The 11602-nt window shown below is 65.5% G+C and carries 10 protein-coding genes; 5 read left to right on the top strand and 5 right to left on the bottom strand.

Going from position 1 to position 11602, the window contains the following annotated elements:
* Positions 1 to 97: 97 nt before the first annotated feature.
* Entirely contained in the window at positions 98 to 961 is an 864-nt protein-coding gene (gene ygiD / locus ARADN35_RS0102000) for a 4,5-DOPA-extradiol-dioxygenase (protein WP_482746705.1), read from the bottom strand.
* Positions 962 to 1136: 175 nt separating this feature from the next.
* On the opposite strand from ygiD, the gene ARADN35_RS0102005 reads away from it, so the two are divergent.
* The 4 genes from ARADN35_RS0102005 (at position 1137) to ARADN35_RS25650 (ending at position 6140) form a co-directional block, all read left to right on the top strand.
* A complete protein-coding gene (locus tag ARADN35_RS0102005) occupies positions 1137 to 2027 on the top strand; it encodes a CoA transferase (protein ID WP_010458441.1) in 891 nt (296 codons plus the stop codon).
* A gap of 15 nt (positions 2028 to 2042) precedes the next feature.
* Complete coding sequence (locus tag ARADN35_RS0102010; protein ID WP_010458443.1) at positions 2043 to 2732, top strand: DUF1294 domain-containing protein; 690 nt, start codon at positions 2043 to 2045, stop codon at positions 2730 to 2732.
* A gap of 205 nt (positions 2733 to 2937) precedes the next feature.
* Entirely contained in the window at positions 2938 to 3399 is a 462-nt protein-coding gene (locus ARADN35_RS0102015) for a hypothetical protein (RefSeq protein WP_029412944.1), read from the top strand.
* A 308-nt stretch (positions 3400 to 3707) separates the two neighbouring features.
* Positions 3708 to 6140 carry an EAL domain-containing protein gene (locus tag ARADN35_RS25650; RefSeq protein ID WP_081474545.1) on the top strand — a complete coding sequence of 811 codons (2433 nt, stop codon included), beginning with the start codon at positions 3708 to 3710 and terminating at the stop codon, positions 6138 to 6140.
* Positions 6141 to 6276: 136 nt separating this feature from the next.
* Here ARADN35_RS25650 and ARADN35_RS0102025 read toward each other — a convergent pair whose 3' ends face one another.
* Complete coding sequence (locus tag ARADN35_RS0102025) at positions 6277 to 8685, bottom strand: YgiQ family radical SAM protein (RefSeq protein WP_010458446.1); 2409 nt, start codon at positions 8683 to 8685, stop codon at positions 6277 to 6279.
* A 189-nt stretch (positions 8686 to 8874) separates the two neighbouring features.
* Here ARADN35_RS0102025 and ARADN35_RS0102030 point away from each other — a divergent pair, with 189 nt between their 5' ends.
* Positions 8875 to 9846: a bifunctional helix-turn-helix transcriptional regulator/GNAT family N-acetyltransferase gene (locus tag ARADN35_RS0102030; RefSeq protein ID WP_010458447.1), complete on the top strand. Its 972-nt coding sequence runs from the start codon at positions 8875 to 8877 to the stop codon at positions 9844 to 9846.
* A 20-nt stretch (positions 9847 to 9866) separates the two neighbouring features.
* Here the strand turns inward: ARADN35_RS0102030 and ARADN35_RS0102035 are convergent, their stop codons facing one another.
* The 3 genes from ARADN35_RS0102035 to ARADN35_RS0102045 all read right to left on the bottom strand — a co-directional run bounded on the left by ARADN35_RS0102035 (position 9867) and on the right by ARADN35_RS0102045 (position 11588).
* The gene (locus tag ARADN35_RS0102035) at positions 9867 to 10577 is read right to left on the bottom strand and encodes a pentapeptide repeat-containing protein (RefSeq protein WP_050812416.1); all 711 of its coding nucleotides are present in this window, start codon (positions 10575 to 10577) and stop codon (positions 9867 to 9869) included.
* Positions 10578 to 10665: 88 nt separating this feature from the next.
* Positions 10666 to 11016 (bottom strand): SMR family transporter, encoded by a 351-nt coding sequence (locus tag ARADN35_RS0102040; protein ID WP_010458450.1) that lies wholly within the window; start codon positions 11014 to 11016, stop codon positions 10666 to 10668.
* Positions 11013 to 11588 carry a TetR/AcrR family transcriptional regulator gene (locus tag ARADN35_RS0102045; RefSeq protein ID WP_029412950.1) on the bottom strand — a complete coding sequence of 192 codons (576 nt, stop codon included), beginning with the start codon at positions 11586 to 11588 and terminating at the stop codon, positions 11013 to 11015. Before ARADN35_RS0102045 ends, ARADN35_RS0102040 begins: the two co-directional genes overlap by 4 nt.
* Positions 11589 to 11602: the final 14 nt, after the last annotated feature.

The following is an 11602-nucleotide window of genomic DNA, read 5'->3' on the forward strand; positions in this document are numbered from 1 at the left end:
GCTAGTTTTCAAGCATTTTTGGCCTCTAGCGCTTTATCCATAAGCGCTAAAAGCTATCAAAAAAGAAGCAATTCAAACAACCTGGCGCCGTACCCCATCACCCCCAAAGCACCGACCGCATCGAGATCGATGCCGACTGGTAGCCCGTGTTGAAGAAGCGCGGCATCTCGCTGGGCAACACGGCCCCCGCCGCGTACAACAACGGCAGATAGTGCTCGTGCGTGGGGTGCGCCTGTTTGGCCACGGCACCCAGTTTCTGGAAGTCCTGCAGGGCGCCGAGCTGGCCTTGCTTGATCTGCTCCTGTACCACGGTGTCGAACTCGGTGGCCCAGTCGTACGCCTCGTTGGCGGCCGTGCCACGGCGCGTGAGACGCAGGTTGTGCACCACATTGCCGCTGCCCACGATCAACACGCCCCGCTCACGCAGCGCCTTCAATTGCTGGCCCAGCGCGTAATGCTCGGCCGGGGCGCGGCTGTAGTCCATGCTCAGCTGCATCACCGGGATCTGTGCCTTTGGAAACATGGGCTTGAGCACCGACCAGGTGCCGTGGTCCAGGCCCCATTCGCCCTCATCCACGCCCAGGGCGCCTCCGGTGGCGGGCGATTTGAGCTCCCCCGCCAGGCTGCGCGCCACCTGCGGCGCACCAGGCGCGGGGTATTGCTGGTCGAACAGCGCCTGAGGAAAACCACCAAAGTCGTGGATCGTCTTGGGGTTGGCCATGCCGGTCAGCTGCCAGCCGCCGCGCGTGAGCCAGTGGGCCGACACACACAGGATGAGCTGCGGCTGAACGGCGCGGGCCGCCAACTCCGCCCCCAAGGCCTGCCAGCTGCGTCGCCAGGCGTTGTCTTCGATGGCGTTCATGGGGCTGCCATGGCCCACAAACAGCACGGGCATGCGGGGCGAGGGCTTGAGCGCCTGCAACGCGGGTACCGTGGCGGCACTGCTCAGGGACGTGGTCATGAAAGCTCCCGGAAAGGCGGCCAGGCCTGTGAGGGCGGCCAAAGAGGTTCTGCGTTGCATGGGTCAGGGAGCGTAACAAATTATGTATAACGCAGGGAGTGAGCCCGCGCGCCCTGCGAAGTTCCAGCGCCGCGCCTTCCATTCAAAACCACAACACCGAGACAACCCTGAGCCCATGACCACCGCCCTGCCCCAGCCCCTGCGCAACGTCCGCGTCCTGAGCCTTGCGCTCAACCTGCCCGGCCCCGCCGCCCTGATGCGCTGCGCGCGCATGGGTGCTGAATGCACCAAGCTCGAACCCCCGCCCGCCCCAGGCCATCCCAGCGCCGACCCCATGGGCATCTACAGCCCGGCGGCCTATGCCACGCTGCACCAGGGCGTGCGCGTGGTGCATGCCCACCTCAAGACCACAGAAGGCCAGGCGGCGCTGCATGAGGAGCTGGCCCGCACCGATGTGCTGATCACCTCGTTCCGCCCCTCGGCGCTCACCAAGCTGGGCCTCTCCTGGGAGGCGCTGCAGGCGAAGTACCCACGCCTGTCGCTGGTACGCATCGTCGGCGCGGCGGCCGAGCGCGCGGAAGAGCCTGGCCACGACCTCACTTACCTGGCCGATGCGGGCCTGGTGACCGGCACCGAGATGCCCCCTACCCTTTACGCCGACATGGGCGGCGCCCTGATGGCCAGCGAGGCCGTGCTGCAGGCCCTGCTGGAACGCGCGCACACCGGCAGCGGCGCGTGCATTGAAGTGGCGCTGGCCGATGCCGCCGCCTGGCTGGCCCAGCCGCGCGACTGGGGCCTGACCACACCCGAGGGCGACGTGGGCGGCAACCACGCTGGCTACCGCATCTACCCGTGCGCCGACGGCCGTGTGGCAGTGGCCGCGCTGGAACCCCACTTTGCCGCCAGCCTGTGCGCCGCCGCAGGCCTGCCCGCCACGGGCGACCCGCAGGTGCTGCGCGCCCCTGCCACCCACACGGCTGTGGCGGCGTTCCTGCGCACACAGACACGCGCACAGCTGGATGCGCTGGCGGTGGGCCAGGACATTCCCTTGCACACCCTGGCCTGAGAACCCCTTTCGCCGATGCAGAAACAGGGCACCGTCATCCGCTGGGACGCCACCCGCGCCTTCGGCTTTATCCGCAGCCCGGACACCTCGGCCGATGTGTTCTTTCACGTGCGGGACTACCGTGGCAGCGCTGCGCCCCGCGAAGGGCTGGCCGTGGTGTACGAAGAAATCCATGTGGGCGGCAAAGGGCCTCGGGCCATGGCGGTGCAGCCCATAGCCCAGCAAGGGGCCGCACCCCAGCCCCGCCCATCGGCTAAATCAGCCCCACAGCGGGCTCGACACGAACCGGCGCAGCGGGCTCCCAAACCGCGAACCCAACGCCATCGGCGCCCCGCAGACGCCAGCGGCCCGCCAACTCCCGCAGGCCCGGCGCTGGTGCTGATGCTGGGCTGGGTGGCGCTGCTGGCCTGGGGCTTCTGGGCCGGTCAGCTGCCATGGTGGGTGCTGGGAGCGGCCCTGGCCCTCAACCTCCTCACCTTTCTGGTCTACGCCATCGACAAAAGCGCCGCGCAAAACGGCCAGTGGCGCACCAAGGAAAGCCACCTGCACCTGCTGGGCCTGGCAGGCGGATGGCCTGGCGCATGGTTTGCCCAGCAATGGCTGCGGCACAAGTCCCGCAAGGTGGAGTTCCGCACGGTCTACTGGGCCACCGTGGTGCTGCACTGCGCGGCGCTCGGGGCCTGGGTGGGCGGGTGGCTTCGATAGATGCGCCGCAACTGGAAAATCGCATATCAATTTTGATAGCTGCTTGCGCTTGATGGATAAGCGCCAGAGGCTGTTTTAATCATATTTCTGGCACCTCCCCCTGCGCGGCAAGGGGCGCTGACGCGCAGATTGCCCGCTGGCCTACACCACGCGCCGGGGCCACGGGTTTCAATCGAAAAGGTCTGAAACACCTCGGGAGAAGCCCATGAAACCCCTCGTTCTTGATTCCACCATGACCAACATGGGCGGCGTTTTCTACCCCACAGGCCACGTGTTTGCGCTCTTCCCCGACGAAGACTGCGTGCGCCAGGCGGCCACGGCGCTGCAAGCCGCTGGCCACCAAGGCGAAACCGCCTACGCCAGCCCTGAAGTCATCCTGCAGGAGATCGTGCACACACTGGGCACGGCAGATGCGCCGCTTCCGTCGGTCGGTGCCGAAGGTGACATGGTGCGCCGCATTGCCGACCTGGCCGGCAAGGGCCACCACGGGCTGCTGATCGCCATGGCCGACAAGGACGACGCTGAGACCTTGGTCGCCGCCATCGCTCCCGAGGGCGCGGTCACCGCGTTTTACTACCGCACCTTCATCATCGAAGACCTGATCTCGCAGCCCCAAGACGACGGCCCGCAGTCCGTGCTGGTGGGCACCCACGCTGCGGCGCCGTAAACATCGGCGTCAGCCAGGCCCGGCAACACAAAGGCAGCGCCAGCGGTGGCCCGCCGTGCGCGGGTGTGCATCGGCATGGCGCCCATTCCCCGCAGACACAAGGGGTTGCCAAACTTTGCATACGCTGGCAAATTGATCGCTATATAGTGGGCCGGAAGCGCCGCACCGCAGAATCAGCCACTGATTCCAGGACAACACTGGACCGCAGGCATTGACACAGTGTGCGGACACACCGATGAGGGCGCGCCGGATGGGGCCACCAGGCATCACTGGCGCACGCAGCTTGGCACGAGGCGAGGGACCCATCCATGGATGTATTGCAGCCGGTCGAGCGAAGGCCTGTGCCGTTGACGTTGCGGGTGACTTGGCCTTTCATCACGATGGTGTTGCTGCTGGCGGTGTGCGCCACGGCCAGCCTGCATGTCTTGTCCACGGTGCGAGCCTTCGTCGCCGGCGAAAGCCTGTGGACCAAAGGCCAGAAAGACGCCATCTATTTCCTGAACCAGTACGCCATCAACGGCTCCCCCCAGGCCTTTGAAGGGTTCACCCGCGCCATGGAGATCCCGCTGGGCGACCGGGCAGCCCGGCTGGCCCTGGAGTCAAGCCAGGTGCAGATCGATGTGGCGCGCGACGGCTTTCTGCGCGGTGGCAACCACCCCGATGACATTGACGGCCTGATCTGGCTGTTGCGCTACTTCGACGACTTTGATCTGGTGAAGAAGCCGGTAGACCAATGGCTGGTGGGCGACGAGTACATCCGTGCACTGCGCGAGCTGTCGCACGAGATCCACCAGCGCAACACCGCCGGCACGGCGGATGCCCCGACGCGCGAACGGTGGCAGAACACCATCCGCGAGATCAACGCAGGCGTGACCCCGGCGGCCCGGAACTTCAGCGAGGCCCTGGGCGAAAGCTCGCGCCACATCGTGCTCCTGCTGATGTGGACCAACATGGGCATGGCCCTGGTGCTGATCCTGCTGACCCTGTGGCACACGCGCACGTTGCTGGCCCAGCGCCAGAATGCAGAGCGCGCCCTGGAGGCCGAACGGGAACAGGCGCGCACCACACTGGCCGCCATTGGCGATGCCGTGGTGACGACCAACATCCACGGCGAGGTCACCTACATGAACCCTGCCGCAGAAACCTTGCTGGCCCGCCCGGCCGCCCAGGCGACCGGGCAACCACTGGCGCAGTTGCTGGTCTTTGAGGATGACGCGCCGCCCCTGTCCGCCGACACCCTGGTGCAGACGCTGCTGCTCAGCGATGGTGCCGCCAAGGGCAATATCCACCGCACGCTGGTGCGCCCGGACCAGAGCATCGTTCCGGTGAGGCTGGTGGGCTCTCCCATCCGGCACCGGGGCGTGTTGACCGGGGCGGTGCTGGCGCTGCACGACGTCACACGCGAGCAGCATTATGTGGAGCAACTCTCGTGGCAGGCCAGCCATGATGCGCTGACGGGGCTGGTGAACCGGCGCGAATTCGAGCACCGGCTCGAAGCCCTGCTCAGCCACCCGCGCCAGCCGGGCCGCGAAGGCTCTCTGCTCTACGTGGACATGGACCAGTTCAAGCTCATCAACGACACCTGTGGCCACCAGGCCGGTGACGAAATGCTGCGCGAGGTCTGTCGCATGCTGCAAAGCCATCTGCGCGAAGGCGACACGCTGGCGCGGCTGGGCGGGGACGAATTCGGCATCCTGCTCAAGGACTGCCCCGCGGGCCCCTCTGCGCGCATTGCAGAACAATTGCGCCAGGCTGGCCAGGACCTGCGCCTGGCCTGGGAGGGCCAGCAGCTCACCACAGGCCTCAGCATCGGCATGGTGCAGCTCATCCCTGCGCTCACCTCCATCCAGGAAGCCATGCGCGTGGCCGACATGGCCTGCTACCGCGCCAAGGAAGGCGGGCGCAACCGGGTGTTCATCTACCAGCCCGAAGACATCGAGATGACCCGGCGCGAAGGCGACATGGACTGGGTGCGGCGGCTGCGGCTGGCCCTCGAGCACAACCGCTTCCAGCTGCATGCGCAAGCCATCCGTGCGCTGCAAGGCACCGGCGAAGAGGGCCTGCACATGGAGGTGCTGCTGCGGCTGCGTGAGGAGGAAGGGGGCCAGCTGGTGGCGCCCGGCACCTTCATTCCGGCCGCCGAGCACTACGGGATGATGCCGTCCATCGACCGCTGGGTGATCCGGCACACGCTGCTGGCGCTGGCGCAGCACCAGCGCACCCCCGGAGCCCTGCCGCTGCACACCTGCGCCATCAACCTGTCGGGCACCAGCCTGGGGGATGACAGCCTGCTCAAGTTCATCCGCACCGCACTCACGGAATCCGGGCTGGACCCCGCACTGCTGTGCTTCGAGATCACCGAAACCAGCGCCATCTCGCACCTGCCCAATGCGGTGCGCCTGATGAAAGAGCTGCAGCAACTGGGCTGCCGCTTCGCGCTCGACGACTTCGGCGCGGGCATGTCGTCCTTCACCTACCTCAAGCACCTGCCAGTGAACTACCTCAAGATCGATGGCGCCTTCGTCAAGGACATCTTGCTAGACCCCACCAACCATGCCATGGTGGAAATGATCCACCGCATTGGCCACGTGATGGGCAAGCAGACAATTGCCGAGTTTGCCGAGTCCGAAGCCATCGTGGACGCGTTGCGGATCATCGGTGTGAATTACGCCCAAGGCTATGCGGTGGCAAAGCCCGTGCCACTCTCGGAATGCCTGGCCGGGGGCTACACGACCGCCTGACCACCGCCCGGGCCTGGCGCGCGCCTGAGTCCGGCCACCCCGCCGATGCCGTTGGCGCGGCATCCCAGCCCGCCGTTTCAGCCTGCAGATGCAATGGGCAAATGGGCGCTTTGCCCGCCGCCACGCAGGCAGCGGACTATCGCGCTTTCTTGAACGGTTTGCCGCCAGCCGCCGGCTTGGCCGCGCCCCCGGTCACGCGCGGTGGCAGGCCCGTGTGTTGTGTCAGGATGCGGCCCTTGGTGGGCTGCTGCACCGTGCGCGACGCAGGCGCCACGGCGGGCTTGGCCCCGGTCGGGGTCGAGTTCTTGCGCCGCGCGCTCTGGTAGCCGCCGTCGGTCAGCGGCTGGAAGGTTGGAATCAGGTGGTGCTTGCCATTGCCGATGAGATCGGCACGGCCCATGGTCTTGAGAGCCTCGCGCAGCAGCGGCCAGTTGTTCGGGTCGTGGTAGCGCAGGAAGGCCTTGTGCAGGCGGCGGCGCTTTTCGCCACGCACAATGTCCACCGTCTCGCTCTCGCGCGTGATCTTGCGCAGCGGGTTCTTGTTGCTGTGGTACATGGCCGTGGCGGTGGCCATGGGGCTCGGATAGAAGGTCTGCACCTGGTCGGCGCGAAAGCCGTTCTTTTTCAACCAGACGGCGAGGTTCATCATGTCCTCGTCGCTCGTGCCCGGGTGGGCTGCGATGAAGTACGGAATCAGGAACTGCTTCTTGCCCGCCTCTTCGCTGAACTTCTCGAACATCTGCTTGAACTTGTCATAGCTGCCGATGCCCGGCTTCATCATCTTGGTCAGCGGCCCTTGCTCGGTGTGCTCGGGCGCGATCTTGAGATAGCCGCCCACGTGGTGCTGCACCAGCTCTTTCACGTATTCGGGCGACTTCACCGCCAGGTCGTAGCGCAGGCCGGAGCCGATCAGGATCTTCTTGATGCCCTTGAGCGCACGGCCACGGCGGTAGATCTTGATCAGCGGGCCGTGGTCGGTGGTGAGGTTCTGGCAGATGCCGGGGTACACGCAGCTCGGCTTGCGGCAGGCCGCCTCGATCTCGGGGCTGCGGCAACCCAAGCGGTACATGTTGGCCGTGGGGCCGCCCAGGTCGCTGATGGTGCCGGTGAAGCCCTTGACCTTGTCGCGGATGTCCTCGATCTCCTGGATGATCGAATCCTCGGACCGGCTCTGGATGATGCGGCCCTCGTGCTCGGTGATGGAGCAGAAGGTGCAGCCACCAAAGCAGCCGCGCATGATGTTGATCGAAAACCGGATCATCTCCCACGCGGGGATCTTGGTCACGCCGTCATGGCCGCCGTTCTCGTCGGCGTAGCTCGGGTGGGGGCCGCGGGCATAGTGCAGGTCGAACACGTAGTCCATCTCGGCCGTGGTCAGCGGAATGGGGGGCGGGTTGATCCACACGTCGCGCGCCGTCACGCCCTCCCCGTGCGCCTGCACCAGCGCACGAGCGTTGCCTGGGTTGGTCTCCAGGTGCAGCACGCGGTTGGCGTGGGCGTACAGCACCGGGTCGCTCTTGACCTGCTCGTAGCTGGGCAGGCGGATCACGCTCTTGTCGCGTGGGGGCACCTTGAGCTTGGCCTTGAGCGCCGGGTTGGCGACAAACAACATGGGCTGGATGGCGGGGTTGGGCTCGGCCGTTTTTGGGTCTTTTTGGTCCCCAGCGCTTGATCCACCTGCGCTACCAGCTACTGAATCAGGAGCATCATCCTTGCTGCAGGTGCTGCCCTGGGCGGCGGCCTGTTCGCTGGTAGTCATGTAGGGGTTGATGTGCGATTCCACGCGGCCCGGCTCGTCCACGCTGGTGGAGTCGATCTCGAACCAGCCCTTGCCGCTTTCGTCATGAGGCCGGCGCACAAAGGCCGTGCCGCGCACGTCGGTGATCTGCTCGACCGGCTCACGCGCTGCAATGCGATGCGCCACCTCGACCAGCGCGCGTTCGGCATTGCCATACAGCAGCAGGTCGCACTTGGCATCCACCACGATGGAGCGGCGCACCTTGTCGCTCCAGTAGTCGTAGTGGGCGATGCGGCGCAGGCTGCCTTCGATGCCGCCCAAGATGATGGGCACGTCCTTGAACGCCTCGCGACAGCGCTGGCTGTAGACGATAGCGGCGCGGTCGGGCCGCTTGCCGCCTACGTCGCCGGGCGTGTAGGCGTCGTCGCTGCGGATCTTCCGGTCGGCCGTGTACCGGTTGATCATCGAGTCCATGTTGCCCGCTGTCACGCCCCAGAACAGATTGGGCTTGCCCAGCACTTTGAAGGGCTCAGCGCTTTGCCAATCGGGCTGGGCGATGATGCCCACGCGAAAGCCCTGGGCTTCGAGCGTGCGGCCGATCACGGCCATGCCGAAGCTGGGGTGGTCCACATACGCGTCGCCCGTCACCAGGATGATGTCGCAGCTGTCCCAGCCCAGTTTTTCCATCTCCGCGCGGCTCATCGGTAAAAACGGGGCCGTGCCAAAGCGCTTGGCCCAGTACGGCCGGTAGCTGGTCAATGGCTTTGCGGCGCGCGCAAAAAAGGAGACGTCAACGGGGGCGTTCATGCAAAGGAGGGTCGCGGCCGGCCCAATGCGATGGGGCCTCGTGGGGCGCGGCTGTGGTGGTTAACCCGAGATTTTACGGCGGCATGCCCTTTTTGTCGCTGCTTGCGTGTTGCCCTTGCACGGTGGAGGTCTTGATAGGCATCAGGCATATACTTGCCAAAGTCAATTAATTGCATGACAGAGGCATTCATGACCACGATCCTCAATACCCCCCAGCCCACCCCCGCAACCGCGCTGCCCCCTGCCAGCGCCGTGAAGGCGGTGCGGCGCTTCAACCGCTTCTTGACCCGCCGCGTGGGTGTGCTGGACCCGTACCTGGGCAGCAACCTGTCGCTCACCGATGTGCGCGTGCTGTACGAGCTGGCCCACCGCGAGGCGCCCGTGGCCAGCGAACTGGCGCGCGACCTGGGCCTGGACGGCGGCTACCTGAGCCGCATCCTGCGCCGGTTTGAAACAGCCGGCTGGATCACCCGCAGTGCCAGCGCCAGGGATGCGCGCCAGAGCGTACTCGCCCTCACGTCGCTTGGGCGCGACGTGTTCGAGCCGCTGCAGCAGCGCTCACGCGACGAGGCCGCTGCTCTGCTGGCCCCCCTGCCCCCTGCACGCCAGCAGGAGCTGGTGGATGCCATGGAACGCATCGAAACCTTGCTCGACCCGACCTTGGCCAACCTATCGGGACCTCGCGTGGCCGTGCTGCGCGACCCGGTTCCCGGCGATATCGGCTGGGTGGTGCAGCAGCACGGCGAAATCTACTGGCGCGAGTACGGCTGGGACAGCCGATTTGAAGCCCTGGTGGCCGACATCGCCGCGCAGTTTGTGCGCAAGTTCCAGCCAGCGTGGGAGCGTTGCTGGGTGGCGGAGCTGGACGGCGAACGCGTGGGCGCCGTGTTCGTGGTGCGCAAATCAGCCACCACGGCCCAGCTGCGCATGCTGATCCTGTCGCCCAAAGCACGTGGACTGGGCCTGGGCGCACGCCTGACCGATGAGTGCATCGCGTTCGCCCGGGCCAAGGGCTACAAGAAGATGGTGCTGTGGACCAACAGTTGCCTGACTGCCGCACGTGGCATCTATGCCAAGCGAGGGTTCAAGCTGGCCAAGTCTGAACCGTATGAGGGATTTGGCCAGCAGCTGGTGGGGGAGACATGGGAGCTCAAGCTGTAAATCACTCCCAGCGGGCTGCATCACGCCACCCGGATGCCCAGCTCACTGATCAGCATTGCGGCCTGCTCGGCCGAGAGAATGGCCCCTTTGAACGACTGTGCCAATTGGGCAATCCGCAGCCCGCCGAGATCCACCGAGCGCAGGTCGGCCCCGTCAAAGCGCGCATTCTTGAGATGTGCATCTCGCAGGCTTCCGCCCTCGAAAACGGCATCGCGAAAATCGCACCCCGCCAGATCGGCGTCCGACAAGTCCAGCTGCTCCACCGCCTGCTTGCGAAACGAAATGCCGCGCAGGTCGGCCCCCACCAGCAACGAATCATGAAAACTCAGCCCCAGTGTTTCGGCCTCCCGAAAATGCGCGCCCGTGAGCTTGACCTCTGCAAAACATGCCGAAGCGAGGCTGGAACGGACCCACGACGTGTTGTTGAGATCGCAGCGATGAAAGCGCGCATCGGTCAGGTCCGCCAGGTGGAACTGGGTCTGCCCCGCACGGCAGTCGAGCCAGCGCGTGCCTGCGAGGCCCGCCCTCTCCAGCGACACCTCCCGCAGCGAACAGCCGATGAACTGCGCACCCTGGAGCGCTAACCCTGATAAATCCGCGCCATCGAAGACACAGTGTTCAAAGTGCAAAACAGGATGCCCGGCGGCGCAAAGCGCCTGCAACTCTGTCCTGGACAAAGTCTGGCCAGTGATGCATTGGGGCTCGGTGGATGAAGTAAGTCTGAGGTTCATGGCAGTTGCTGGCAACGAATTGGGCGGTCGGCGGGATGGATCGGAACTCGGAAGCAGGGAAAGCGACGCCGTTTTGGCGCGTGCACCGTCAATGGCTGACGCTTTTGGAACACAGGTTCACGACCAGTACGCCCGCCACGATCAACCCCAGCCCCAAGAGGGCGGGCAGATCCAGCCGCTGTCCGTAGTGCAGCCAGCCCACGGTGGATACCAGCACGATGCCCACCCCCGACCAGATCGCGTAGGCAATGCCCACCGGCAGGGTCTTGAGCGTGAGCGAGAGCAGGTAGAAGGACACGGCATATGCCACCACGGTGATCACGCCAGGCACCAGCCGCGTGAATCCATCGGAAGCTTTCAGCGCCGTGGTGCCCAGTACCTCCAGCACGATCGCAGTGCCCAGCAGCAGATAGGCGCTGGCGGATGCGCCCCCGCTCATGGCCGCCCCCCACCGCAAAGCTTCAGAAGAATGTCCAGGATGGCCGCCTTGCGCGGCCCATCCAGCGCATAGACATCGAGCATCTGTGCAAACCAGAACCCATCCCCCGCCAAGCGGCAGGCCATCAACACATTGGCTGCGTGCGGATCTTCCCCATCAGCCTTCAACGCCACCGCCATGGCCGCATGCCAACGCTCCCGGCACGGCGCTGATGTGAGAGCCAGCAAACCGATGGCCCGCTGGGTTTCCACCTGGTGGCTGTCCGAGCCACTGTCAAAACAGGTTCTGATGTAGGCCCGCGCGTGGCGCCCCGGCGTGTCGTCTTCCTGCTTCAGCGCTTTTTCGAAACTCTGCTCGAACTCCTCGAAAAGTTGGTCCGACAGGGCGTCGAGCAATGCCTGTTTGCTGCGGTAGTGATGCTGCAGCCCGCCTTTGGTCACGCCCGCCCGCTGGGCGACAGCATCGAGGGTGACGGCGTGGAGGCCTTCCCTTACCAACAGCTCACGGACCACGCCCAGCAATTGGCTGCGGATGAGTTCAGGTTGCTTCTGTCTACGATGTGCTTCAGTCATTTACAAACCATCTG

Source organism: Acidovorax radicis N35 (assembly GCF_000204195.1).
Taxonomy (GTDB): Bacteria; Pseudomonadota; Gammaproteobacteria; order Burkholderiales; family Burkholderiaceae_C; genus Acidovorax; species Acidovorax radicis.